24 protein-coding genes are annotated in these 23,864 nt (G+C 68.7%); 2 read left to right on the top strand and 22 right to left on the bottom strand.

The genetic code is table 11. From position 1 onward, the window contains the following. The first annotated feature begins 18 nt into the window (after positions 1–18). The gene (locus AB3M90_RS07390; RefSeq protein ID WP_412951006.1) at positions 19–438 is read left to right on the top strand and encodes a rhodanese-like domain-containing protein; all 420 of its coding nucleotides are present in this window, start codon (positions 19–21) and stop codon (positions 436–438) included. A 120-nt stretch (positions 439–558) separates the two neighbouring features. Here the strand turns inward: AB3M90_RS07390 and AB3M90_RS07395 are convergent, their stop codons facing one another. From AB3M90_RS07395 to AB3M90_RS07415, 5 genes are all read right to left on the bottom strand, one after another. Then, on the bottom strand, positions 559–993 hold the full coding sequence (locus AB3M90_RS07395; RefSeq protein WP_412951008.1) for a cytochrome c oxidase subunit 4: 435 nt from the start codon (positions 991–993) through the stop codon (positions 559–561). Positions 994–996: 3 nt separating this feature from the next. Continuing rightward, positions 997–2,730, bottom strand: a complete 1,734-nt coding sequence (gene ctaD / locus AB3M90_RS07400; RefSeq protein WP_412951011.1) for an aa3-type cytochrome oxidase subunit I — start codon at positions 2,728–2,730, stop codon at positions 997–999. A gap of 3 nt (positions 2,731–2,733) precedes the next feature. Beyond that, the gene (ctaC, locus tag AB3M90_RS07405) at positions 2,734–3,630 is read right to left on the bottom strand and encodes an aa3-type cytochrome oxidase subunit II (RefSeq protein WP_412951014.1); all 897 of its coding nucleotides are present in this window, start codon (positions 3,628–3,630) and stop codon (positions 2,734–2,736) included. 95 nt (positions 3,631–3,725) lie between these two features. After that, positions 3,726–4,091 (bottom strand): iron-sulfur cluster insertion protein ErpA, encoded by a 366-nt coding sequence (erpA, locus tag AB3M90_RS07410; protein ID WP_412951017.1) that lies wholly within the window; start codon positions 4,089–4,091, stop codon positions 3,726–3,728. Positions 4,092–4,161: 70 nt separating this feature from the next. After that, complete coding sequence (locus AB3M90_RS07415) at positions 4,162–5,583, bottom strand: dipeptidase (RefSeq protein WP_412951020.1); 1,422 nt, start codon at positions 5,581–5,583, stop codon at positions 4,162–4,164. A gap of 45 nt (positions 5,584–5,628) precedes the next feature. Between AB3M90_RS07415 and AB3M90_RS07420 the strand changes: the two genes are divergently transcribed. Continuing rightward, complete coding sequence (locus AB3M90_RS07420) at positions 5,629–6,201, top strand: DUF3043 domain-containing protein (RefSeq protein ID WP_412951023.1); 573 nt, start codon at positions 5,629–5,631, stop codon at positions 6,199–6,201. Here the strand turns inward: AB3M90_RS07420 and AB3M90_RS07425 are convergent. The 17 genes from AB3M90_RS07425 to murC form a co-directional block, all read right to left on the bottom strand. After that, positions 6,176–7,213, bottom strand: coding sequence for a quinone-dependent dihydroorotate dehydrogenase (locus tag AB3M90_RS07425; RefSeq protein WP_412951026.1), 1,038 nt, complete (start codon positions 7,211–7,213; stop codon positions 6,176–6,178). The two genes, AB3M90_RS07420 and AB3M90_RS07425, sit on opposite strands and share 26 nt — an antisense overlap. 10 nt (positions 7,214–7,223) lie before the next feature. Then, complete coding sequence (gene nrdR / locus AB3M90_RS07430; protein WP_412951028.1) at positions 7,224–7,694, bottom strand: transcriptional regulator NrdR; 471 nt, start codon at positions 7,692–7,694, stop codon at positions 7,224–7,226. Between the two features lie 10 nt (positions 7,695–7,704). Continuing rightward, complete coding sequence (hisD, locus tag AB3M90_RS07435) at positions 7,705–9,009, bottom strand: histidinol dehydrogenase (RefSeq protein WP_412951030.1); 1,305 nt, start codon at positions 9,007–9,009, stop codon at positions 7,705–7,707. Between the two features lies 1 nt (position 9,010). Continuing rightward, positions 9,011–10,252, bottom strand: a complete 1,242-nt coding sequence (locus tag AB3M90_RS07440; RefSeq protein ID WP_412951033.1) for a hypothetical protein — start codon at positions 10,250–10,252, stop codon at positions 9,011–9,013. A gap of 70 nt (positions 10,253–10,322) precedes the next feature. Next, entirely contained in the window at positions 10,323–13,841 is a 3,519-nt protein-coding gene (gene dnaE, locus AB3M90_RS07445; protein WP_412951035.1) for a DNA polymerase III subunit alpha, read from the bottom strand. An 82-nt stretch (positions 13,842–13,923) separates the two neighbouring features. Then, entirely contained in the window at positions 13,924–15,027 is a 1,104-nt protein-coding gene (locus AB3M90_RS07450) for a hypothetical protein (RefSeq protein WP_412951037.1), read from the bottom strand. Continuing rightward, positions 15,002–15,607 (bottom strand): RNA polymerase sigma factor, encoded by a 606-nt coding sequence (locus AB3M90_RS07455; RefSeq protein ID WP_412951039.1) that lies wholly within the window; start codon positions 15,605–15,607, stop codon positions 15,002–15,004. Before AB3M90_RS07455 ends, AB3M90_RS07450 begins: the two co-directional genes overlap by 26 nt. A 31-nt stretch (positions 15,608–15,638) precedes the next feature. Next, entirely contained in the window at positions 15,639–16,241 is a 603-nt protein-coding gene (locus AB3M90_RS07460) for a GNAT family N-acetyltransferase (protein WP_412951040.1), read from the bottom strand. A 78-nt stretch (positions 16,242–16,319) separates the two neighbouring features. Further along, complete coding sequence (locus tag AB3M90_RS07465) at positions 16,320–17,240, bottom strand: RluA family pseudouridine synthase (RefSeq protein WP_412951042.1); 921 nt, start codon at positions 17,238–17,240, stop codon at positions 16,320–16,322. Between the two features lie 2 nt (positions 17,241–17,242). After that, positions 17,243–17,815: a signal peptidase II gene (locus AB3M90_RS07470; RefSeq protein ID WP_412951043.1), complete on the bottom strand. Its 573-nt coding sequence runs from the start codon at positions 17,813–17,815 to the stop codon at positions 17,243–17,245. A 96-nt stretch (positions 17,816–17,911) separates the two neighbouring features. Then, on the bottom strand, positions 17,912–18,517 hold the full coding sequence (locus tag AB3M90_RS07475) for a DivIVA domain-containing protein (protein WP_412951046.1): 606 nt from the start codon (positions 18,515–18,517) through the stop codon (positions 17,912–17,914). Positions 18,518–18,674: 157 nt separating this feature from the next. Next, positions 18,675–18,971: a YggT family protein gene (locus AB3M90_RS07480; RefSeq protein ID WP_412951048.1), complete on the bottom strand. Its 297-nt coding sequence runs from the start codon at positions 18,969–18,971 to the stop codon at positions 18,675–18,677. 3 nt (positions 18,972–18,974) lie between these two features. After that, the gene (locus AB3M90_RS07485) at positions 18,975–19,448 is read right to left on the bottom strand and encodes a cell division protein SepF (RefSeq protein WP_412951051.1); all 474 of its coding nucleotides are present in this window, start codon (positions 19,446–19,448) and stop codon (positions 18,975–18,977) included. A gap of 42 nt (positions 19,449–19,490) precedes the next feature. Continuing rightward, entirely contained in the window at positions 19,491–20,201 is a 711-nt protein-coding gene (locus tag AB3M90_RS07490) for a YggS family pyridoxal phosphate-dependent enzyme (RefSeq protein WP_412951054.1), read from the bottom strand. Next, positions 20,198–21,340, bottom strand: coding sequence for a cell division protein FtsZ (gene ftsZ / locus AB3M90_RS07495; RefSeq protein ID WP_412951056.1), 1,143 nt, complete (start codon positions 21,338–21,340; stop codon positions 20,198–20,200). Before ftsZ ends, AB3M90_RS07490 begins: the two co-directional genes overlap by 4 nt. A gap of 178 nt (positions 21,341–21,518) precedes the next feature. Beyond that, a complete protein-coding gene (locus AB3M90_RS07500; protein WP_412951058.1) occupies positions 21,519–22,448 on the bottom strand; it encodes a cell division protein FtsQ/DivIB in 930 nt (309 codons plus the stop codon). Positions 22,449–22,450: 2 nt separating this feature from the next. After that, on the bottom strand, positions 22,451–23,851 hold the full coding sequence (gene murC, locus AB3M90_RS07505) for a UDP-N-acetylmuramate--L-alanine ligase (RefSeq protein ID WP_412951060.1): 1,401 nt from the start codon (positions 23,849–23,851) through the stop codon (positions 22,451–22,453). Positions 23,852–23,864: the final 13 nt, after the last annotated feature.

The raw sequence follows: 23,864 nt of genomic DNA on the forward strand, positions 1-23,864 counted from the left end.
GCCTCCTAGGCTGAGGACATGATCGACAGAACCGACTTCTTCGCCGCGAAACTCGCCTACGAAACCGACGCGAGCGACGTCCACGCCGCCCTCGCCGACGGCCGGCCGCTCGTCGTGATCGACGTCCGGTCCGCCGAGGCCTGGGCTCAGGGACGCGTTGCCGGAGCCACGCACATGCACTACAGCGAGATCGCCTCTCGTGCACCCCAGGAGATCCCTCGCGATGCGGAGGTGGTGGTCTATTGCTGGAGTCCCGGATGCAACGCCGGAGCGAAGGGCGCCCTGGAGTTCGCGAAGCTCGGCTACCGTGTCCGCGAGATGATCGGCGGCTTCGAGTACTGGGTCCGGGAGGGCTACCGGGTGGAGGACGCCGACGGCGTGCACCGGCGACCTGTCGATCCGCTCACCGGCGTGGCCCGCGTGCGCACCCGCGCCTGAACCCAGGCCGCGGACCGGCGCGCCCCCGTGACGCGACCGAGGCTGCCCCGAGCGATCGGCGTCTCGACGACGACAGAAGGCCCCTGGATCGCTCCAGGGGCCTTCTCGACGTGCGCGACGTCAGCGGGCGAAGTTGCCGCGGTAGTACTCGTACACCCAGCCGACGATCGCCACTGCGAAGATGGCCAGGCCGATCGGCAGGAGGAAGTGGCCGACGGCCAGGCCGACGACGAAGACTCCGGCCGAAGCCGCGAGAACGATCGGCCACCACGACCAGGGGCTGAATTCGCCGAGCTCGGGGTCGCCGTCGTCGATGTCGGCCGTGAGGATGTCCTCCGGCAGCTCACCGCCTTGGGCACTGTGGGTCCGGTCGAGGTAGAACGCGATCATGGCGCTCATGAAGGCGGCGAAGATCAGAGCCACCGTGCCGACCCACTCGATCTGGTTGACGAGCGGGAGGGTCGGGTTGGCCAGGATGTTCCACCCGGTGTACACGACACCGATGAGAGCGAAGAACGCCGTCAGGATCCACCAGAGAATGACGTTGTCGCGCATGACTTAGTGGGCCTCTCGCTCGCCGGGGGCGGTGGTGGCGAACTCGGCCGCCTCCGGGTGGTTCAGGTCGAACGCCGGGCGCTCACTGCGGATGCGCGGGATCGAGGTGAAGTTGTGACGCGGCGGCGGGCACGAGGTGGCCCATTCGAGCGATGCGCCGTATCCCCACGGGTCGTTCACCATCACCTTGGGCGCCTTGCGCGCGGTGATCCACACGTTGAGGAAGAACGGCAGCATCGACGCACCGAGGATGATCGCACCGATCGTCGACACCTGGTTCTGCCACGTCCACCCGTCGGCCGCGGAGTAGTCGGCGTAGCGACGCACCATGCCGTCGACGCCCAGCCAGTGCTGGATGAGGAAGGTCATGTGGAAGCCGATGAACAGCATCCAGAAGTGCACGTATCCGAGACGCTCGTTCAGCATGCGACCGGTCCACTTCGGCCACCAGAAGTAGAAGCCCGAGAACATCGCGAAGACGACCGTTCCGAAGACCACGTAGTGGAAGTGCGCCACCACGAAATAGGAGTCGCTCAGATGGAAGTCCAGTGGCGGAGCCGCCAGGATCACGCCGGTCAGACCGCCGAACACGAACGAGACCAGGAAGCCGAGCGCGAAGACCATGGGCGTCTCGAACGTGACGGAGCCTCGCCACAGGGTGCCGATCCAGTTGAAGATCTTCACACCCGTGGGCACCGCGATGAGCATCGTCATCAGGGCGAAGAACGGCAGCAGCACGGAACCGGTGACATACATGTGGTGCGCCCACACGGCGACCGAGAGGGCCGCGATCGCGATCGTCGCGTAGACCAGGGTCTTGTATCCGAAGATCGGCTTCCGGCTGAACACCGGGAAGACTTCCGACACGATGCCGAAGAACGGCAGCGCGATGATGTACACCTCGGGGTGGCCGAAGAACCAGAAGAGGTGCTGCCAGAGGAGCACGCCGCCGTTCATCGGGTCGTAGATGTGGGCGCCGAGGATGCGGTCCGCCGCGGCGGCGAAGATCGCGGCGGCGAGAACGGGGAACGCCATCAGGACGAGGAGGCTGGTGATCAGCGTGTTCCACGAGAAGATCGGCATGCGCCACATGGTCATGCCCGGGGCGCGCATGGTGATGATGGTCGTGATGAAGTTCACCGCGCCGAGGATGGTTCCGAATCCGGAGATGCCGAGGCCGACCATCCACAGGTTTCCGCCGACGCCGGGAGTGAACGTCTGGCTCGCCAACGGCTGATAGGCGAACCACCCGAAGGATGCCGCGCCCGCCGGCGTGAGGAACCCCGCCACGGCGATGGTCGAACCGAAGAGGAACAGCCAGAAGGCGAACGCGTTCAGGCGCGGGAACGCCACGTCGGGGGCGCCGATTTGGAGCGGCAGGATCGCGTTGGCGAATCCGGCGAACAGCGGCGTCGCGAACATCAGCAGCATGATCGTGCCGTGCATCGTGAACAGCTGGTTGTACTGCTCCTTCGTCGGCACGATCTGCATGCCGGGCGCGAAGAGCTCGGCGCGGATGACCAGAGCCATCACGCCGCCGAGGAGGAAGAACAGCACCGAGGCGATGAGGTACATGTACCCGATCGTCTTGTGGTCGGTGGAGGTGATCCACTTGACCACGATGTTGCCCTTCTGCTCGACGCGCGAGGAGCTCATCAGAGCAGCCTGACGCGCGGGCAGGGTGGTGGGGCGGGAGCGAGGGGCCTCATCGGTGCGGGGGGCTTCAGTCGTCGACATGGCTTACTCCTCTCCTTCCTCGGAGTCGTTCTCGGGGGTGGTGCCGGGGAAGTTCCCGAGACGGTCGTACTCGTCGGTGATGTCTCCCGTGTTGCCCTGCTCCTTGAGCGACTCGAGGTAGGCGTCGTACTCGTCCTGCTCCACGACCTTCACGTTGAAGAGCATCATCGAGTGGTACTCGCCGCAGAGCTCGGCGCACTTGCCGGCGTACTCGCCGACGCGGGTCGGGATGAACGACCAGGTGTTGTCCTTCCCGATGAACATGTCCTTCTTGTAGAGGAAGTCGATGATCCAGAAGGAGTGGATGACGTCGCGCGACTGCAGGTCGATGGTGATCTTCTTGTCGACCGGGAGCACCAGGGTCGGCAGCTTCGACTGGTCGATGTTGCCCTCGGCGTCGGGCTGGGCCTGGATGCCCATGGTCCACACCGTGTCGTCGTCCGACTCGGCGTCGTACTGGAAGTCCCACGCCCACTGCTTGGCGATGGCGGTGATCTCGACGTCGGGGTCGTCCCACTCCGTCTCGATCGCGGACTGGTCGCGAGCGGTGAAGAAGAACATGCCCAGGACGAGGATGAGCGGCACGATCGTGTAGAAGATCTCGATCGGCATGTTGTAGCGCATCTGCACCGGCAGACCGACCTGACCCTTGCGGCGGCGGTACGCGATGGCGGCCCACGCCATCAGGCTCCACGTGATGACGCCGACCGCGAGGAGCACGATCCACGAGTTCACCCACAGGCCCGAGACGCGCTCCGCCTGGTTGGTGGTGGCCGGCTCACCCTCCACGAAGCCCGGGAGATAGCCGTTCAGCTCGGTGGCAGTACATCCCGCCAGGGCCACGGCTGCCGCGACTCCCAGAGGAAGAGCGGCCCAGCGAAGGCGACGATTCGAGGGCACGATGCACCTTTCAGATTGCGGACAGGGCACACCCAAGTCTAGGGCAACCTCACACCTCATTCATGCCAACCACGCAGGTTGGCGAGGGCGTCCGGTCAGTGGAAACTGTCGCCGCAGGCGCAGCTTCCGGCGGCGTTCGGGTTGTCGATCGTGAAGCCCTGCTCGGAGATCGTGTCCTTGAAGTCGATCGACGCGCCGTCGAGATACGGCACGCTCATGTTGTCGACGATCACCTCGACGCCGTCGAAGTCGACGGTCTCGTCGCCCTCGAGGAAGCGCTCGTCGAAGTAGAGCTGGTAGATGAGGCCGGAGCATCCGCCCGGCTGGACCGCCACGCGCAGGCGCAGATCGTCGCGCCCCTCCTGCTCGAGCAGGTTCTTGACCTTCGTGGCGGCCGCGTCGGTGAGGCTGATGCCGTGGCCGCGGGTGGTGGTCTCTGACGTCAGGGTGGTGTCGCTCATGTCGCTCCTTGGGAAGGGCCGCAGTGGCACGGCGCTCCCGTCGATTCTACCGCCGGTCGCGCGCGGAGGCTCAGAGGCGGCGGTCGTTCATCCGCGCCAGCAGCAGCGCCTCGGTGGCGACGGCGTGACGGAAGGTGTCGAGATGCAGCGACTCGTTCGGACTGTGCGCCCGCGAGTGCGGATCCTCGACCCCGGTCACGAGGATCTGCGCTTCCGGGAACTCGCGCACCAGGTCGGCGATGAACGGGATCGACCCTCCGACGCCGAGGTCCACCGGCTCGACGCCGTAGCCGTCTTCCATCGCCTCGCGCGTCATCGTCACCGCCCAGCCGCTCGTGTCGACCAGGAAGCCGTTGCCGAGATCGACGTCGGAGAACGTCAGCTCGGCGCCGAACGGGGAGTGCTCGCGAAGGTGGCGTTCGAGCGCTGCGTACGCCTCCTCCCCCGACTGACCCGGCGCCACCCGAGCGCTGATGACCACGGTCACCTCGGGAAGGAGGGTGTTGGATGCCGCGGCCACGCTCGTGGCGTCGATGCCGATCACGGTGATGGACGGCTTGTTCCAGATGCGGCTCAGGATGGTCCCGTCGCCGATCGGGGTGGTGCCGGGGAGGAAGCCGGCTTCGTCGCGGAGCGTCTGCTCCCCGTACTCGGGCGTCGGCGCCTCACGCGCGGACAGGCCGTCGACGGCGACGGATCCGTCGTCGTTCCACAGAGTCGACAGGAGTCGGATGGTCGCGAGCATCGCGTCGGGGGCCGCCCCGCCGAACATGCCGGAGTGCGACGCATGCTCGAGCGTGCGGACGCGGAGCGTGAATCGGGCGTTGCCGCGCAGGGACACGGTGAGACCCGGGGTGACGGAGTCCCAGTTCCCGGAATCGGCCACGACGATCGCGTCAGCGCGCAGCGCGTCGCGGTTGTCGGCGAGGAACTGCCCGAAGGACCGGGACCCGTACTCCTCCTCGCCCTCGATGAACAGGGCGATGCCGAGGTCGAGGTCGTCGCCCAGGGTCTCGCTGACAGCGCGGACCGAGGCGATGTGCACCATGATCCCCGCCTTGTCGTCGGCCGCGCCGCGCCCGTAGAGCCGACCGTCGCGCACCGTCGGCTCGAAGGGCGGCGTCTCCCAGAGCGCGTCGTCACCCGGCGGCTGCACGTCGTGGTGCGCGTACAGGAGGATCGTCGGGCGGCCGTTCCGCGCCGCCCTCGTGGCGAGGACGGCCGGCTGACCGAGCTCATCGGTCCCCGGCACGGCTGCGCGCAGGACGCGCACCTCATCGAACACGCCGGTGTCCTCGGCGAGAGACGCGACGGCCTCCGCACTGCGCTCGAGCTGGGTCTGATCGAACGCCGGCCAGGCCATGCCGGGGATGCGGACGAGACGGCCGAGGTCCGACAGCGCCGCCGGAAGGCCGGTCGCGACCGCCTCGAGGACGGCTTCGTCGGACGGGCGGGTCGGCGTCTCGGGGCCGTGCGGATCGGGAGAGGTCATGCGAGTAATCTTAAGGTGACCCACCCCAGCGAACCGAGGATCCTCGTGGCCACTACCCCCGCCTCCCCTTCGACGAACGACGACGCCTCCGAGACGCCCACCGTCGGCAAGGGGCGCGCGACGCCGACCCGTGCACAGCAGGAGGCGGCCCGTCGCCGCCCGCTCGTCGCGAACACCAAGGAGGCGAAGGCGGCTGCCCGCGCCGAGCTCAACGAGCGCCGCGCGAGGGCGCAGGCGGGCATGGCCGCGGGCGAGGAGAAGTATCTCCCCGCCCGCGACAAGGGGCCGCAGCGCCGCTGGGTGCGCGACTACGTCGATGCGGGCTGGCACCCGGCCGAGTTCGTCATGGCGATCATGGTGCTGGTCATCATCGCCTCACTGGTCCCCGCGAACCTGGCCGTCTCGTTCTACGCCTACATCGTGATGATGGCGTACCTGATCATCGCGATCGGCGGCATGATCCTGCTGGGCTTCCGGGTGAAGCGCAAGGTCGCCGCGAAGTTCGGCGCCGAGCGGATGGAGCGCGGGCTGGGCTGGTACGCCGCCATGCGCTCGCTGCAGATGCGGTTCATGCGTCTGCCGAAGCCGCAGGTCAAGCGCGGACAGTACCCCGCCTGAGCAGCCCCCGGTTGATCTCCCGACCCCAGAAGGGTCCACGGTAGAGGAACGCCGTGTAGCCCTGCACGAGGGTCGCACCGGCATCCAATCTGTCCTGCACGTCGCGGGCGGTCTCCACTCCCCCGACGGCGATGACGCAGAACTCGGCGGGCACGGCGTCGCGCACGACCCGCAGCACGTCGAGCGACCGCTGCTTCAGCGGGGCGCCCGAGAGGCCGCCCGCACCCGCCGCCTCGACCGTCGCGGCATCCGTCAGCAGTCCGTCGCGGCTGATCGTGGTGTTGTGGGCGATGATGCCCGCGAGCCCCTCGTCGACTGCCATGCGGGCGATCGCCGTGATCTCGTCGTCGGGCAGATCGGGGGCGATCTTCACCAGGAGGGGGGTCGTCCCGCACGCCTCGCGCACCGCTCGCAGCAGCGGTGCCAGCGTCTCGACCGCCTGCAGGCCACGGAGACCGGGGGTGTTCGGCGACGAGACGTTCACCGCGAGATAGTCGGCGAGCGGGGCGAGACGCGTCGCCGACGCCACGTAGTCGGCCGTCGCGTCGGCGACGTCGACCACTCGGCTCTTGCCGATGTTGACGCCGACGACGGCATCGGGCGCTCCGCGCCGCAGCGTGGCGAGACGTCGCGCCACGGCATCCGCGCCCTGATTGTTGAAGCCCATGCGATTGATGACGGCGCGATCGGGGATCAGCCGGAACAGTCGCGGCTTCGGGTTCCCCTCCTGCGGGATGGCCGTCACCGTTCCCACCTCCACGTGGCCGAAGCCGAGGGCGGCCAACCCGCGCACGCCCACCGCGTTCTTGTCGAACCCGGCTGCGATGCCGAACGGCGACGCGAATGTCAGCCCGAGAGCCTCCACGCGCAGCGAAGGGTCGGGCCGGGTCATCGCCCGGGTCAGCTGCGCGAGAGGAGGCACGCCGAGGAGGCGGATCACCGCCATGCCGGCGTGATGTGCGAACTCGGGGTCGAAGCGCGAGAGGACAGCGCGGAAGAGCAGCGGATACATCCCTGCCAGGTTACCGGTCGACCGGCTCCTGTCCGGCGTGGTCGGAGCGCAGGTCGGAGATGGCGGATTCGAAGTCCTCGAGCGAGTCGAACGCCTGGTAGACACTCGCGAACCTCAGGAAGGCGACCTCGTCGAGGTCGCGCAGCGGGCCGAGGATCGCGAGGCCGATCTCGTTGGTGTCGAGCTGCGAGACCCCGGTCTGCCGGACCGCCTCCTCGACGCGCTGCGCGAGGATCGCGAGATCCGCCTCGGTCACCGGGCGACCCTGGCAGGCCTTCCGCACGCCCGAGATGACCTTCTCGCGGCTGAAGGGCTCCATCACCCCGGAGCGCTTGATCACATTGAGGCTCGCGGTCTCGGTCGTCGTGAACCGCCCGCCGCATTCGGGGCACTGACGGCGTCGCCGGATCGAGAGACCGTCGTCGCTGGTGCGGGAGTCGATCACGCGCGAGTCGGAGTGACGGCAGAAAGGGCAGTGCATCTGACCGATCCTACGCGGTGAACCGTGCCTCGATCGCTTCGCCGTGAGCGGGGAGGACCTCGCTCTCAGCGAGGGCGACGACGCCTCGCCGGACCGCCGCGAGGGCGGCTCGGTCGTAGGAGATCACCTGCTGCGGGCGCAGGAAGGTGTACGCACCCAGACCCGGCGCGTACCTCGCCTGCCCTCCGGTGGGCAGGACGTGGTTGCTGCCCGCCATGTAGTCGCCGAGACTCACCGGAGTGTGATCGCCGACGAAGACGGCGCCGGCACTCGTGAATGCGGATGCCGCGTCATCGGCGTCGTCGAGATGCAGCTCGAGGTGCTCGGGTGCGTAGGCGTTGCTGAAGGCGACGGCCATCGCGCGGTCGTCGACCAGGACGATCGCCGACTGCTCTCCGGCCAGTGCGGCGGCCACCCTTGCGCGGTGCCGGGTGGCGGCGGCGAGGCGCTCGACCTCGGCGGCGACCCGCACGGCGAGGTCGGGCGCGTCGGTGACCAGCACCGCCGACGCCTGCTCGTCGTGTTCGGCCTGACTCACCAGATCGGCGGCGATGAGCCTCGGGTCGGCGGAGGCGTCGGCGACGACGAGGATCTCGGTGGCTCCCGCCTCGGAATCCGTGCCGACGACGCCCGTCACCGCGCGCTTGGCCGAGGCCACGTAGTTGTTGCCCGGCCCGGACACGACGTCGACCGGGTCGAGACCGATCTCGGGCACGCCGTGCGCGAAGGCGCCGATCGCACCGGCGCCGCCCATCGCGTACACCTCGGTCACGCCGAGGAGCGCCGCGGCCGCCAGGATGGTCGGATGGATTCGTCCGCCCTGATCGGCTTGCGGGGGCGAGGCGAGGGCGATCTGCTCGACGCCGGCCACCTGCGCCGGCACGACGTTCATGATCACGCTGGACGGGTACACCGCCTTGCCTCCGGGGATGTACACCCCCACGCGGTGCACGGGCTGCCAGCGCTGCGTGATGCGGGCGCCCGGTCCGAGCTGCGTCACCTGCGGCGGCGGGACCTGTGCCGCAGAGGCGACGCGCACGCGACGGATCGCCTCCTCCAGCGCTTCACGCACGTCGGACGACAGCTCGTCGAGCGCGTCGCTCAGGTGCGAGGTCGGCACACGGAGGTCGTGCCCGGTCACGCCGTCGAACCGCTCCGCCTGCTCGCGCAGCGCCTCCTCCCCGCGGTCGCGCACGTCGTCGACGATGCGGATGGCCGCGTCGAGGGCCTCGGCGCGGGCCTGTGCGGCGCGCGGGATGGCTGCGAGCATGTCAGCCGGCGAGAGCTCTCGCCCTCGCAGATCGATCGTGCGCATGTCAGCCCTTCGTGACGTCGGCGATCTCGTGGAGGTACCCGATGCGGCCGTCGTCATGACGGATGACGTACGCGCCGCCGCGGTCGTCGATCACGAGGGCCCACGCGTTCGGTCCGATGCGGAAGAGCGGCTCGCCGCGCTCGTCGTGCACATCGCGCTCGGTCGGGGCGAGGATCCAGAACGGCTGGGCGGCCGGTTCGGACTGCCGCGGATTCGTGGCATCGAGGTCGGCCGGCTCCCCCGCCGGCGATGCACTGTCGCCTCCGGCGTCGACCGGGGTGGCGCGCGTCTCGAGGATCGCCTCGATGCTCGCGGTGTCGGACGCGATCTCCGGCTCCTGTCCGCGTGAGCGACGCGAATAGGCCGGCACGTAGTCCTCGTCGGAGGTCACCTGCTCCGTCCCGGTACCGCCGCCCGACGCGTGCGAGGCCAGCGGCACCTGCTCGGCCAGATCGAGTCGAGCGACCTCGTCGGTCGTCTGCTGCCCGGACAGCTCCTGGTCGAGCGGGCCTGCGGAGCCGAAGGCCGTGGTCTGCCGGTGCGCCTCTTCGTCAGGCTCGATGTCGGCGGACGCTCCGTCGGCCGCTCCGAGGACGGTGGGCGAGCCCTGCACACCCGCGGCCGCTGCCTCGGGTGCGGAAGCCGAATCGGCGGCCGGCACCTCGGGACGCGGACGTGCGATCACCGGGCGCACCGGGTTCGCGTTGCGATGGGCCAGTGTCACGAGCCGGCCGTGGAAGTCCTCCTTCAGCCCGGGGATGAGCGGGGCGAAGACCGTCAGGGCGACGAGGGCGAGGGCAGTGATCAGCAGGATCACGCCGTTCCACGGAAGGCTCCAGAAACCGGTGTCGATGAGTGCGGAGACCGAGAGCCAGAGCGTGCTGATCCAGATGCATGCGGCGACCGAGAACGCGACGGACGCGAACTGGTCGATGCCGAGGGAGCCCACCCGGCGGATGCCGTCGGGCGAGAATCGACGCAGCACCAGGAGGAACACCGCGGCCGTCGGCACACCGATCGGCAGCACCCACTGGATGCCGGTCCCCCACAGCGAGAGCCCGCCGTTCAACGGGAAGAACGAGACCACGAAGGCCACGAGCCAGACGCCGACGATGAGCAGCTCGCGCAGGGTGAATCCGAGCACGCCGTATTCGGGCGTGACGTCTTCGTCGTAGAGCACGCCGTCTTCGTCGCTGAAGGTGGCGTCTTCGGTTTCCGACTGCTCGGGCAGATCCGTGCTCATGGTCGTCCTTTCGTCACGGTGCTCGACCGGGGCGCTCGTCACACCTCCGACGGCTCACGATCCTACCCGCTCACCCCAGACAGGCGGGGCCGAGCAGTGACTTGAGGTCACCGAACAGGTCGGCCGACACCTTCACCGGCATGGGCACCTCGAAGACCTTCGCGCTTCCGCCCCGGTGGACGCGGAGCAGCACCTCGGTGTCGCCGTTGTGCCGGCGGAGGATCTCGGCGAGCTCGTTCATCACGCGCTCCGTCGCACGCTGCTCGGCGAGCACGAGAGCGAGGGGGCCCGCGGCGTCGAACGAGCCGACATCGGGGGCGAACGCGGACTGCGCGTGGAGGTTGAGCCCGTCGTCGCGCCGGGACACGCGCCCGCGCACCGCCAGGATCGAGTCCTGCTGGAGGATGTGCTGGAACTCGATGTACGTCTTGCCCATGAACATCACGGTGACCTCGCCGTTGAAGTCCTCGACGGTGATCATGCCGTAGGGGTTCCCGCTGGCCTTGGCCACGCGGTGCTGAACGCCCGTCACGAGGCCGGCGACCGTCACCTGGTCGCCGTCCTGCAGGTCCTCGGAGTTGTTGAGGTCGTGGATCGAGATCGAGGCGTGCTTCGCGAGCGGCACCTCGAGCCCGGCCAGCGGATGGTCCGACACGTAGAGGCCGAGCATCTCGCGCTCGAACGCCAGCTTGTCCTTCTTGATCCACTCCGGACGCACCGGCACCTTCGTCGGCGCCACCTCCTCGGTCCCGTCGTAGAGGCTGTCGAAGTCGAAGCCGATCGCGCCCTGCGCCTCGTTGCGCTTGCGATCGACCGCCGCCTCGACGGCATCCTCGTGGACCTCCATGAGGGCGCGACGCGAATCGCCCATCGAGTCGAACGCACCGGCCTTGATCAGCGACTCCACGGTGCGCTTGTTCGCGACGTGCAGCGGGACCTTGTCGAGGAAGTGGTGGAACGACTCGAATCGCTCGTCCTTGCGCGCCTGCACGATGCCATCGACGACGTTGCTGCCGACGTTGCGGACGGCGCCCAGTCCGAAGCGGATGTCGTCGCCGACGGCGGCGAAGAAGTTGATCGACTCCGAGACGTCGGGCGGGAGGACCTTGATCCCCATGCGCCGGCACTCGTTGAGGTAGAGCGCCATCTTGTCCTTCGAGTCACCCACGCTGGTGAGGAGCGCGGCCATGTACTCCGCCGGATAGTGCGCCTTGAGGTACGCCGTCCAATACGAGACGAGTCCGTATGCGGCGGAGTGCGCTTTGTTGAAGGCGTAGTCGGAGAACGGCAGCAGGATCTCCCACAGCGCGTTGACGGCTCCGTCGGAATAGCCGTTCGCCTTCATGCCGGCCTGGAAGCCCTCGAACTGCTTGTCGAGCTCGGACTTCTTCTTCTTTCCCATCGCGCGACGCAGGATGTCGGCCTGACCGAGCGAGAACCCGGCCACGCGCTGCGCGATCGCCATGACCTGCTCCTGATAGATGATCAGACCGTAGGACTCCTCGAGGATGTCGGCGAGCGACTCCGTGAACTCCGGGTGGATCGGCGTGATCGGCTGCGCGCCGTTCTTGCGGAGCGCGTAGTTCGTGTGCGAATTGGCGCCCATCGGTCCCGGGCGATACAGCGCGATGAGAGCGGAGATGTCGCCGAAGTTGTCGGGCTTCATGAGGCGCATCAACGAGCGCATGGGGCCGCCGTCGAGCTGGAAGACGCCGAGGGATTCACCGCGTCCGAGAAGCTCGTAGGCTGCCGGGTCGTCGAGCGCGAGATGCTCGAGGTCGAGCTCCTCGCCCCGGTTCATGCGGATGTTGTCGAGCGCGTCGGAGATGATCGTGAGGTTGCGCAGCCCGAGGAAGTCCATCTTGATCAGACCGAGGGACTCGCACGACGGGTAGTCGAACTGCGTGACGATCTGGCCGTCCTGCTCGCGGCGCATGATGGGGATGATGTCGAGGAGCGGCTCGGACGACATGATCACGCCGGCGGCGTGCACGCCCCACTGACGCTTGAGGCCCTCGAGCCCGAGCGCGCGGTCGAAGACCGTCTTCGCCTCGGGGTCGGTCTCGATCAGCGCGCGGAACTCGCTCGCCTCCTTGTAGCGCGGGTGCGCCGAGTCGAACATGCCGTCGAGCGGCATGTCCTTCCCCATCACGGGCGGTGGCATCGCCTTGGTGAGCCGCTCGCCCATGCTGAACGGGAAGCCGAGCACGCGCCCGGCATCCTTCAGCGCCTGCTTCGACTTGATGGTGCCGTAGGTGACGATCTGCGCGACGCGCTCGGAGCCGTACTTCCGCGTCACGTACTCGATGACCTCGCCGCGGCGCCGGTCGTCGAAGTCGACGTCGAAGTCGGGCATGGAGACGCGGTCGGGGTTGAGGAATCGCTCGAAGATGAGACCGTGCTCGAGCGGGTCGAGGTCGGTGATCTTCATCGCGTAGGCCACCATCGATCCGGCGCCGGAGCCGCGGCCCGGACCGACGCGGATGCCGTTGTCCTTCGCCCAGTTGATGAAGTCGGCGACCACCAGGAAGTAGCCCGGGAAGCCCATCTGCAGGATGATCCCGGTCTCGTACTCCGCCTGCTTGCGCACCTTGTCGGGGATGCCGTTCGGGTAGCGGTAGTGCAGGCCGACCTCGACCTCCTTGACCAGCCAGCTGTCCTCGGTCTCGCCCTCGGGGACCGGGAATCGGGGCATGTAGTTCGCCGCGGTGTTGAACTCGACCTCGCAGCGTTCGGCGATGAGCAGGGTGTTGTCGCACGCCTCGGGGTGGTCGCGGAACAGCTGCCGCATCTCGGCGGCGGTCTTGATGTAGTACCCGTCCCCGTCGAACTTGAATCGGTTGGGGTCGTCGAGGGTCGAGCCCGACTGCACACAGAGCAGCGCCTCGTGGGCGTCGGCCTCGTGCTGATGGGTGTAGTGCGAGTCGTTCGTCGCGACGAGCGGGATGTCGAGGTCTTTCGCGAGGCGCAGCAGATCGGTCATGACGCGCCGCTCGATGGAGAGCCCGTGGTCCATGATCTCGGCGAAGTAGTTCTCCTTGCCGAACAGGTCTTGGAACTCTGCCGCGGCCGCGCGAGCGGCGTCGTACTGACCGAGGCGCAGCCGTGTCTGGATCTCGCCCGAGGGGCACCCGGTCGTGGCGATCAGCCCCTTCGAATACGTCTGAAGGAGCTCCCGATCCATGCGGGGCTTGAAGTAGTACCCCTCCATGCTCGAGCGCGAGCTGAGACGGAAGAGGTTGTGCATGCCCTCGGTCGTCTCGCTCCACATCGTCATATGGGTGTACGCCCCGGAGCCCGAGACGTCGTCGCTCTTCTGATCGGCCGAGCCCCACTGCACCCGGGACTTGTCGCTGCGGTGCGTTCCCGGGGTGACGTAGGCCTCGAGCCCGATGATGGGCTTGACCCCCGCCGCGTTGGCGGCCTTGTAGAACTCGAAGGCGGCGAAGGTGTTGCCGTGGTCGGTGACCGCGATGGCCGGCATGCCGTATTCGGCGGCCGCCTGGGTCATCGCGGCGATCTTCGCTGCCCCATCGAGCATCGAGTATTCGCTGTGCACATGGAGGTGGGCGAAGGAATCTGATGCCATGGTTCGAGTCTACGTTCGGCCTCCGACGTCGGTCACCGTGGAGCCCCGACACCGAGTCCGGTGCCGAGGCTCCGCCGGATCGCTAGGGCGCGTCGTCGACGATCGAGATCGACGTCACGACCGAGGAGTTCGGCACGGATTCCGGGACCAGCGAGCCTCCGGAGCCCAGCGTCCTCGAGCTCGCAGAGACGAAGCCCGAAGACGTGTCGACCGTGAGCGTCTCGGTCCAGCTGTCGAACAGGTCCGAGGTCCACGCGAAGGAGAACCCCAAGGTCACTGACGAACCGTCGACGCCCAGGATGCGCCCGTTGGGCATCTCGCGGAGCGCCAGGAGCATGGCGGCGCGCAGATCGGCAGGCGCGGCATTCCGCTCCAGCTCCTGAATGATCATCGATGCGATCTGGCTGTCCTCGTCCAGGACGTCGCCGATCATCAGGGTGCGGTACCAGTCGAGCAGCTGCTGCGGGTCGCGCGGGATCTGCGCGTAGTACGCGTCCGAGCCCATCTGGGGGTCGGATCCGTCGTCGATACCACCCGCATGCCGATCGACGATCTGCTCCTTCAGGGTGCCTGCGAGCCACTCCGCCGCGAGCGCATCGCCCTCTGCTCCGAACGTCTGGCTGATGGTGGTCTTCGGCTCGAACACGGTGACCCACTCCTGGGATCGGTCGCCGGGGATGTAGGTGACGTAGGTTCCCGGGGCGACCCACGCGGCGGTCGCCGACTCGCGCGTCGCGTCCCACTGCGTGTACTGGCCCGTCGGCTGGTAGAGCACGAGCTGTGTGGTCTGGTGCTCCACGCGGAGGTACTGCCCGGGGGCCGCCTCGAGGGCGCCGCCGGCGACGGTCGCACCTGCGGCCGACTCGAGCACGCTCGCCACTGTCGCCCGTTCGAAGGGTCCGCCCGCCGACGGCGAGGGCGCCGGAGTGGGCGATGCGGTCGGAACCGCCTCGACGCGAGGTGCGGGAGACGTCGGCTGGCCCACCACGACGACCGCTGCCGTCGCCGCCGCCACGCCGGCGACGGCCCCGGCGATCAGGAACACCGGCTTCTTCGTCAGCCGTGCGCGCTCCGCACCCCGGCTCCCCTCGATTCCCTGCAGCAGGCGGATGCGGGCGCCGATGATGCGGTCCTCCGTCAGTCCGTCCCCCGCCCCGATGTCACGCACGCGCTCGAAAACGTCCATCGACCGCTCCTTCCTTGTCGTTCACGACTCGTTCCCGGCTGGCCGCCCTCGACGGATCCAGCCTGGTCCGCACGCGATTCATCCGCGATCGGACGGTTCCCACGGGCACCCCCAGCGCGACGGCGACCTCTTCGTACGTGAGGTCCCCCCACGCGTACAGCAGCAGGGTCTCCCTGTCCTTGGCCGACAGCGCGGCGATCCTCGGCGCCAGCTCCCTGGTCGAGATCTCCGCGTCGAGACGGGCGATCGTCGTCTCGAGGTCGCCGTGGGAGATGTGCTCCTCCCGCTGCGCCGACTGGGCGCTCGACCGGAGGTGCTTCGCTTCCCGAGCCCGGTGCTTGCGGATCAGTCGCGACGCTATCCCGTACAACCACGGGAGCGCCGACTCCCAGGACGTGTCGAACGCCCTCCGCCGGGCGAACGCCACGAGGAAGGTCTCGCTGAGGATGTCCTCGCCGGCATCGGCGCCGAGGCGGCGGGCGGCATAGCCGCCCACCGCCCTGGCATGCCGATCGAACAGTTCGGCGAAAGCTCGGGGATGCCCGAGCGACCGCTGAATGATCTCGCTGTCTGTGCTCACACTATGTATTGCCTCGGAACGTGCCGACGGTTCACGTTTTCTTCGACGACCTCGTCGATGCCGTCAGATCGAGCCTCATCAGCACACGCGGGAAGCCGTCGAGCACCGATCCCGTGTCCGCCGCCTTCGAGAAGCCCGCGTCTTCGAACAGGCTCCGCGTGCCCACGTAGGCCATGGTCAGGTTCACCTTCTCGCCGCGATTGTCGACAGGATATCCCTCGATCGCAGGGGCCCCGCGCTCCTTCGCGTAGGCGACGGCGCCCTCGATCAGCGCATGTGAGATGCCCTGCTTGCGGTACCCCGGCCGAATCCGGAAGCACCACAGCGACCACACGTCGAGGTCGTCGACGTGCGGGATGAGCCGATTGCGGGCGAAGCTCGTCTCGCTCCGCGGATGCAGCGCCGCCCAGCCGACCGGCTCGTCGTCGAGGTAGGCGATCACGCCAGGCGGCGGATCCTGATGGCACAGCTCACGCACGCGCTCCGCTCGCGCCGACCCCTTCAGCGCGACGTTCTCCTTGTTGCCGATGCGGTAGCTCAGGCAGAAGCAGACGTTCGACGTCGGGCTCTTCGGGCCCACCAGAGTCGCGACGTCGTCGAACTCGGTGGCCGGGCGCACCTCGATGCTGCTCATGGGCACAGTCTGGCTCATACCTCCGACGCTTCGACAGGCTCAGCGACCGGGATGCGGGGTCCGCCGTCCCGGCGGGCTCTACTCCCCCCGGAGCACCTCGAGCGCGTGCTGGAAGTCGGCGGGATAGGGCGACTCGAACTGCACCCACTCCCCCGTCGCCGGATGAGTGAATGCCAGCTGATGCGCGTGCAGCCACTGACGGGTGAGGCCGAGTCGCGCCGCCAGCGTGGGATCGGCGCCGTAGAGGGGATCTCCGACGCACGGATGCCGGTGTGCGGCCATGTGCACGCGGATCTGGTGCGTGCGGCCGGTCTCGAGGTGGATCTCGAGGAGCGATGCGCGCGGGAAGGCCTCCAGCGTCTCGTAGTGCGTGACCGACGGCTTGCCGTCGGGGACGACGGCGAACTTCCAGGAATGGCTGGGGTGGCGTCCGATCGGCGCGTCGATCGTGCCGACGAGGGGATCGGGATGACCCTGGACGACGGCGTGATAGATCTTCTCGACCGTGCGCTCCTTGAACGCGTGCTTGAGCGCCGTGTAGGCGCGCTCCGTCTTCGCCACCACCATGAGGCCGCTCGTGCCGACGTCGAGCCTGTGCACCACGCCCTGACGCTCGGGAGCGCCGCTCGTGGCGATGCGGAAGCCGGCCGCGGCGAGGGCGCCGATCACCGTCGGGCCCTCCCAGCCGACCGACGGGTGCGCGGCGACCCCGGACGGCTTGTCCACGACGACGATGTCGTCGTCGTCGTGCACGATGCCCAGTTCCGGCACGGCGATGGGGACGACCCGCGGGGCCTCCTTCGGCTGCCACTCGACTTCGAGCCACCCGCCGCCGCGGAGCCGATCCGACTTGCCGAGCACGCTGCCGTCGAGACGCACCCCTCCCGCGGAGGCGACCTCGGCGGCGAAGGTGCGCGAGAAGCCCAGCATCCGCGCGAGGGCGGCGTCGACCCGCTCGCCGTCCATCCCATCGGGAACGGGGAGCGATCGCGACTCCACGGTCAGCGGTCCTCCGGTCGCGGCGAGGATTCCGCCGACGGGTCGATGTCGCGTCGGTCCGTCGCGCCATCGGCCGGGGCGCCGTCGTCGTCGGCGTCGGCGGCCACCGCGGCGGCCTCGGCCTCCTCGTCGGTCTCGACCGTCGCGTTGTCGCGCTCACGCGTTCCGTCGAGCCGCAGCCCGAGCACGACCAGGAGCGCCACCGCGATCATGCCGGTGACGATGAAGATGTCGGCGACGTTGAAGATGGCGGGCATCATCCACGGCATCGAGATCATGTCGACGACATGGCCGTTCCCGAAGCCCGGCTCGCGGAAGAGCCGGTCGGTGAGGTTGCCCAGCACGCCACCGAGGAGCGCGCCCAGAACCACGGCCCACCAGCGCGAACGGATGCTGAACGCCTTCCACACGATGACCGCGGCCACCACGCTGAGGGCGATGGTGAAGATCCATGTCACACCGCTGCCGAGCGAGAACGCGGCTCCGGAGTTGCGGATGTAGTAGAGCTGCAGGAACTCACCGAGAACGGGCACGACCTCGTGGAGAGGGAGGTTCTCGATGGTGAGGTGCTTCACAAACTGATCGGCGGCCAGCACGACCGCTGCGAGAATCGCAACGATCGCACCGGCCGCCGACCGACGAAGGGGACGGCGTCCTGACAAGAGGGCGCCTTACAGGCCGATCGCGGAGACCGGAGTGGAGTCCGTGGAGGCCGACTTCTCGTCGAGGTCGCGCAGCTGGCCCTCGATGTAGCCCCGCAGCTGCGAGCGGTAGTCGCGCTCGAAGTTGCGGAGTTCGGTGATGCGCGCCTCCAGCGTGTTGCGCTCGCGCTCGAGGCGAGCGGTCTCCTCGCGCTGCTTGGCCTCGGCCTCGCTGCGGATGCGTCCGACCTCGGCCTCGGCGTCGGCGATGAGCTGATTGCGCTTCGCCTCGCCCTCGGCGACGTGCTCGTCGTGCAGGCGCTGGGCGAGCTCGATGATGCCCGCGGTGGCCGTCGCGGAACCCGAAGGAGCCTGCTCGGCCGGGGTCTCGGCGACGGGAGCCGGGGTCGCCTCCTCGGCGACGGGAGCCGGCGCCTGCTCGGCGGCGGGGGCCGGGGTCTCACCCGACTCGTAGGCGGCCAGCTTGGCCTTCAGCTCGGCGTTCTCCTCGAGGGCCTTGCGCCACTCGATGACGATCTCGTCGAGGAAGTCGTCGACCTCGTCCGGGTCGAAGCCGTCCTTGAAGCGGACGTGCTGGAACTGCTTGGTGACGACGTCATCCGGGGTAAGTGCCATGGTGGCTCCTCTTTCGATGAGTTCGGTTGCCAGTTTCGATGTATGGCGCGGTCGTGATGTGGCGCGAACCCGGGGCGCGCACCTCGGTGCCAGCATAGTCCCCGCTTCGAGGCGCCGCGACGCCGCGACACTCGCGCCCGGGGAAGTCGACGGCCGTTCAGATGAACAGTCGGACGATGTTCATGAGGATCAGGACGACCAGCACCGTGAGCGTGAATCCGAAGTCGAGCGAGAGCGTGCCGATGCGCAACGGGGGGATGAACCGCCGGAAGAACCGGATCGGCGGATCAGTGACCGTGTAGGCGAATTCGGCCAGGACCAGACCGAAGCCTTTGGGTCGCCACTCCCGATTGAACATCGGGATGTAGTCCAGGATGAGGCGCGCGAAGAGCACGAAGACGTACAGCAGCAGCACCAGATGGACGATGCTCGCGACGACGGAGACGAACTCCACGGGCTATGACTGGTCGAAGCCCGCAGACTCGGCGTCTGCGTGCGCGATTCCCCCGTGTCCCGACACAGCGATGTTCTCCGGGGACAGCAGGAACACCTTCGACGTCACACGCTCGATGCGGCCGTAGAGGCCGAGGGAGAGTCCGCTGGCGAAGTCGATGAGTCGACGCGCGTCGGCATCGCTCATCTGGGAGAGGTTGATGATGACGGGCACGCCCTCGCGGAAGCTCTCGGCGATCAGCTGCGCGTCGCGGTACTGCTTCGGGTGGACGGTGAGGATCTCGTTCACGGCTCCTGCTGCGGGCTGGCGGACGGCGACGGGGCGACGCAGCGGCGTCACGGGAGCCGGCGCCGGCTCTTCACGGTCACGGTCGCGCTCGCGGTGGGCACGGGCGGGAGTCTGCGTCTCCTCTTCGTACACCTCTTCCTCGTCAGCGAGGCCGAGATACACCATGGTCTTCTTCAGCGGGTTACCCATCGTGTCCTCCGGTTCGAGAGTTGCGGGCGGTCTTTTCACAGGTTAACCCCGGTCGGGCCGGGGTCCGGTTATTGCGGAGCCGATCCGGAGGTGTGTCGCGCCGGCGTCGATCGCCTCGGCGAAATCCCCCGTCATGCCCGCCGAGATCCAGGTGGCCGACGGGTCGAGAGCTCGTATCCGCTCCGACACCTCCCGGAGCCGGGAGAACGCGGATGCCGGTTCCTCATCGAGAGGGGCGACCGCCATGACTCCGCGCAGACGAAGCGTCGGGAGCCTCAGCACATGCTCGGCGAGGGCGGCTGCGCCGATGGGTTCGACGCCGCCGCGGGCGGCATCGTCCGTGAGGTTCACCTGTACGAGAACGTCGAGCACGTCGTCACCCTCGGCAGCCCGGTGGAGCGCGTCGGCGAACCGCTCGCGGTCGACCGAATGCACCACGTCGGCGCTCCTGCGGATCGCCGACGCCTTGTTGGTCTGCCCCTGCCCGATGAAGTGCCAACGCAGATCGAGGTCGGCGAGCTCTGCGGCCTTGGCCGAGAGCTCCTGCTGCCGGTTCTCGCCCACCTCGCGCACGCCGAGCGCACGCAGGTCGCTCACCAGCGACGCCGGGTGGAACTTGGTGACGACGATCCGAGTGAGCTCGGCCGGATCGCGACCGGCGGACCGCGCGGCGTCGGCGATGCGTTCGTCGATCGCCGACAGCCGCACGGCCAGCGGGGATCCGCTCTCGGCTCGGGTCGCCTCGTCCGTCACTTCAGGAATTCGGGAATGTCGATGTCATCGTCGGCGAACGCCGGCTCGATGCTCGTCGCCGGAACGCGCTGCTGCACGGGCTCCGACTCGGCCGCGGCTCCCTTGCTCGACTCGACCTCGGTGAGCGAGACCTCGGGCAACGTGGTCGCCGCGGGTCGCGACACGACCATCGGGTCGAGGCGGAGAGAGGGCTCGCCGCCGTCGAATCCGGCGGCGATCACCGTGACGCGCACCTCGTCGCCGAGCGTGTCGTCGATGACCGTTCCGAAGATGATGTTCGCCTCCGGGTGCGCGGCCTCCTTGACGAGGTCGGCGGCGTCGTGGATCTCGAAGATGCCGAGGTTCGAGCCACCCTGGATCGAGAGCAGCACGCCGTGCGCTCCTTCGATGCTCGCCTCGAGCAGCGGGGACTCCACGGCCAGCTCCGCGGCCTTGATGGCGCGGTCGGCGCCACGGGCGGAGCCGATGCCCATGAGGGCGGATCCGGCGCCCTGCATGACCGACTTGACGTCGGCGAAGTCCAGGTTGATGAGACCCGGGGTGGTGATCAGGTCGGTGATGCCCTGCACACCGGCGAGGAGCACCTGGTCGGCGGTCGCGAACGCTTCGATCATCGAGATGCCGCGGTCGCTGATCTCGAGCAGCCGGTCGTTGGGGACGACGATGAGGGTGTCGACCTCTTCCTTCAGCTTCGCCACGCCGGCCTCGGCCTGGCTCTGGCGACGACGACCCTCGAACGAGAACGGCTTGGTGACGACACCGATGGTGAGGGCGCCGATCGACTTCGCGATGCGCGCGACCACGGGCGCGCCGCCCGTTCCGGTGCCGCCGCCCTCGCCGGCCGTGACGAAGACCATGTCGGCCCCGGTCAGGGCCTGCTCGATCTCTTCGGCGTGGTCCTCCGCGGCGCGCCGCCCGACCTCGGGATCGGCGCCGGCGCCGAGCCCGCGGGTCAGCTCGCGACCCACGTCGAGCTTCACGTCGGCGTCGCTCATGAGCAGCGCCTGGGCGTCGGTGTTCACGGCGATGAACTCGACGCCGCGCAGGCCGAGATCGATCATTCGGTTCACGGCGTTGACGCCGCCACCGCCGACGCCGACGACCTTGATCACGGCGAGGTAGTTCTGGTTCTGGCTCATGGCCGGCCTCCGATATTCGAGCCTTGTGTTCGTTGACGAGGAGTCGGGCTGAACCTTAAACCTCAAGTAGAGGTGTAAAGTATTTCCCGGTATTGCGTTCCCTGTGATCGAAGGTAAGCGCCGCATGCCCGCGCACGCGCAGCGACACGGGCGTGTCGCGCCATTCCCCCGAAACCGATCAGCCGACGACGGCGACGTCGGGAGATGTGACGTCGATGCTCGCGGCATCCGGGTGCGCACCCAGCGTGCGGGCGAGCGTGAGCGCCTTGAGCCCCGACTCCTCGGCGCTGCCCCAGACCACCGTCAGCCCGGTGCTGAGCGTGAGCGTGACGTCGTCGGCGGTCGTGGCGCGCACGCCGGTGAGCGCCGCCCGGATGTCGGCGGGCAGCGACCGTACGACGAGCCCGGCGCTGCGGAATGCCGACGAGTCGACGCCGCCCTCGACATCGATCAGGGGCTGACCCGCGGGCTGATCCGACGTCGTCGCCAGCACGACGCCCGCCGCATCGACCAGCGTGTATCCCGCCTCCGAGCGGATGACCCCGACCGGGGTCCGCTCGACGATCCGCACGGTGAGATCGTGCGGCGGACGCGCCTCGAGCGCATAGGTCTCGATCAAGGGGAACGCCAGCAGCGCCGCCTTCACCTCGCTCGTGTCGACGAGGGCCAGAGGGGTTCCCAGCTGCCCGGCCAGCGCCGCCTCGACGGCGGCGGTGTCGAGAGTGGTCGCACCCGTCACCGTGATCCTCTCGACCGCGAAGAGCGGGCTGTACGCCGCGGCGACGCTGCCGCCGATCAGCAGCACCACCGCGGCGATGCCGCTGAGCCAGGCGATGCGGCGACGTCGCGACCGCTGGGTGAATCGCCGGATCTCGGCGCGCAGCGCCTTCCGCCGCGCACGGGCCGCGCGCCACACATCGCGCGTCGAGGTGGGCTGCGGCTCTTCCTCGACGGCCGGGTCGACGGGAGCGGCCGGGGGCGCCTCCTCGGCGACGGCGCCCGGACCGGAGGTCTCGTCCCGCCGGCGGCGATCGGCGGTGTCCGCCGGCACGGCATCCTTCTGCTCCGGGCCCCCCGGGGCCGTCGGAAGCGGTGCAGGCCGACGCACGGTCAGGCTCCGGCAGTCCGGCGAAGGGAGTCGAGGACCTGAGGGATGAGCTGATAGACGTTCCCGCACCCGAGCGTGATGACGAAGTCGCCCTCGCGAGCGACCGTCGCGGTGTAGTCGGCGGCCTCCTGCCAGTCGGGCACGTAGTGCACGTGCTCCTGATCTCGGAAGGCGTCGCTCACCAGCGCACCGGTCACCCCGGGCACAGGGTCTTCACGGGCGCCGTAGACGTCGAGCATCACCGTGTGATCGGCGTACCGCTCGAGCACGTCGGCGAACTCCTGATACATGTGCTGCGTGCGCGAGTAGGTGTGCGGCTGCTGGATGGCGATGATCCGCCCCGATCCGGCGATGCTGCGCATGGCCTCGAGCGCGGCGCGGACCTCGGTCGGATGATGGGAGTAGTCGTCGAAGACGGCGACACCGCGCTCGACGCCGTGCTGCTCGAGCCGGCGGACGGTGCCCGCGAACCCCTCCACCGCGCGCACCGCGTCGGCCAGCGGGTGACCGAGCGCGCGCAGCACCGCGACGGCCCCCGCGGCATTGACGGCGTTGTGCACGCCCGGCACCGCGAGCTGCATCCGCACGCTCTCGCCGCCGTGCGTGAGGGTCGCCGCGACCGGTCCGGCGGCGACGATCTCGGTGAGGCGGACGTCCGCTCCCTCCGCCTGCCCGAAGGTGATCACGGTGCGGTGCGTCATCCCTGCGCGCACACGGAGCGCACCGGCGTCGTCGCTCGAGATCACGACCGCCTCGGAGGCGGCATCCGCGAATCGGGCGAAAGCGTCGTGGAACGCCTCGTCGGACCCGAAATGGTCCAGATGATCGGGGTCGACGTTGGTGATCAGGGCGACGGCCGTGTCGTAGAGGAGGAAGGTGCCGTCCGACTCGTCGGCCTCGATGACGAAGAGGTCGCCCTCCCCCGTCGCGCTCGACGTGCCGAGCTGCTCGATGACACCGCCGTTGACGAAGTGCGGGTCGGCGCCGAGCTCGCGCAGCGCCGTCACGATCATGCCGGTCGAGGTCGTCTTGCCGTGCGCTCCGGCCACCGAGACCAGGCGCCGCGAGCCGATCAGCCAGTGGAGGGCCTGCGAGCGGTGGATGACGTGGAGGCCGCGCTCCTTGGCGGTGACGAACTCGGGGTTCTCGGGCCAGATCGCGCCGGTGTGCACCACGGTGTCGGCGTCGCCGAGGTGCGCGGCGTCGTGCCCGACGTGCACGGTCGCCCCCGCGGCCGCCAGCGCGCGGAGGTTGTCGCTGTCCGCACGGTCGGATCCGGAGACGCGGATGCCCGCATCGAGGAACATCCGAGCGAGGCCGCTCATGCCGGAACCGCCGATGCCGATGAAGTGCGCGGAGGTGATCGTCTCGGGGATCGGGAGGGAGAGGTCGGGTCTGATCATGTCGGGTTCAGTC

The sequence above is a fragment of the Microbacterium martis genome (genome assembly GCF_047246685.1).
Classification (GTDB): Bacteria; Actinomycetota; Actinomycetes; order Actinomycetales; family Microbacteriaceae; genus Microbacterium.

Bases quoted from the DNA above. Each gene is read 5' to 3' on its own strand.
- nrdR (WP_412951028.1), bottom strand. From the start codon at position 7,694: ATGCACTGCCCTTTCTGCCGTCACTCCGACTCGCGCGTGATCGACTCC.
- AB3M90_RS07450 (WP_412951037.1), bottom strand. From the start codon at position 15,027: ATGGACGTTTTCGAGCGCGTGCGTGACATCGGGGCGGGGGACGGACTG.
- dnaE (WP_412951035.1), bottom strand. From the start codon at position 13,841: ATGGCATCAGATTCCTTCGCCCACCTCCATGTGCACAGCGAATACTCG.
- AB3M90_RS07415 (WP_412951020.1), bottom strand. From the start codon at position 5,583: ATGACCTCTCCCGATCCGCACGGCCCCGAGACGCCGACCCGCCCGTCC.
- AB3M90_RS07425 (WP_412951026.1), bottom strand. From the start codon at position 7,213: ATGTATCCGCTGCTCTTCCGCGCTGTCCTCTCGCGCTTCGACCCCGAG.
- AB3M90_RS07485 (WP_412951051.1), bottom strand. From the start codon at position 19,448: ATGGGTAACCCGCTGAAGAAGACCATGGTGTATCTCGGCCTCGCTGAC.
- ctaD (WP_412951011.1), bottom strand. From the start codon at position 2,730: ATGTCGACGACTGAAGCCCCCCGCACCGATGAGGCCCCTCGCTCCCGC.
- hisD (WP_412951030.1), bottom strand. From the start codon at position 9,009: ATGCGCACGATCGATCTGCGAGGGCGAGAGCTCTCGCCGGCTGACATG.
- erpA (WP_412951017.1), bottom strand. From the start codon at position 4,091: ATGAGCGACACCACCCTGACGTCAGAGACCACCACCCGCGGCCACGGC.
- AB3M90_RS07440 (WP_412951033.1), bottom strand. From the start codon at position 10,252: ATGAGCACGGATCTGCCCGAGCAGTCGGAAACCGAAGACGCCACCTTC.
- ftsZ (WP_412951056.1), bottom strand. From the start codon at position 21,340: ATGAGCCAGAACCAGAACTACCTCGCCGTGATCAAGGTCGTCGGCGTC.
- AB3M90_RS07475 (WP_412951046.1), bottom strand. From the start codon at position 18,517: ATGGCACTTACCCCGGATGACGTCGTCACCAAGCAGTTCCAGCACGTC.
- AB3M90_RS07395 (WP_412951008.1), bottom strand. From the start codon at position 993: ATGCGCGACAACGTCATTCTCTGGTGGATCCTGACGGCGTTCTTCGCT.
- murC (WP_412951060.1), bottom strand. From the start codon at position 23,851: ATGATCAGACCCGACCTCTCCCTCCCGATCCCCGAGACGATCACCTCC.
- AB3M90_RS07390 (WP_412951006.1), top strand. From the start codon at position 19: ATGATCGACAGAACCGACTTCTTCGCCGCGAAACTCGCCTACGAAACC.
- AB3M90_RS07460 (WP_412951040.1), bottom strand. From the start codon at position 16,241: ATGAGCAGCATCGAGGTGCGCCCGGCCACCGAGTTCGACGACGTCGCG.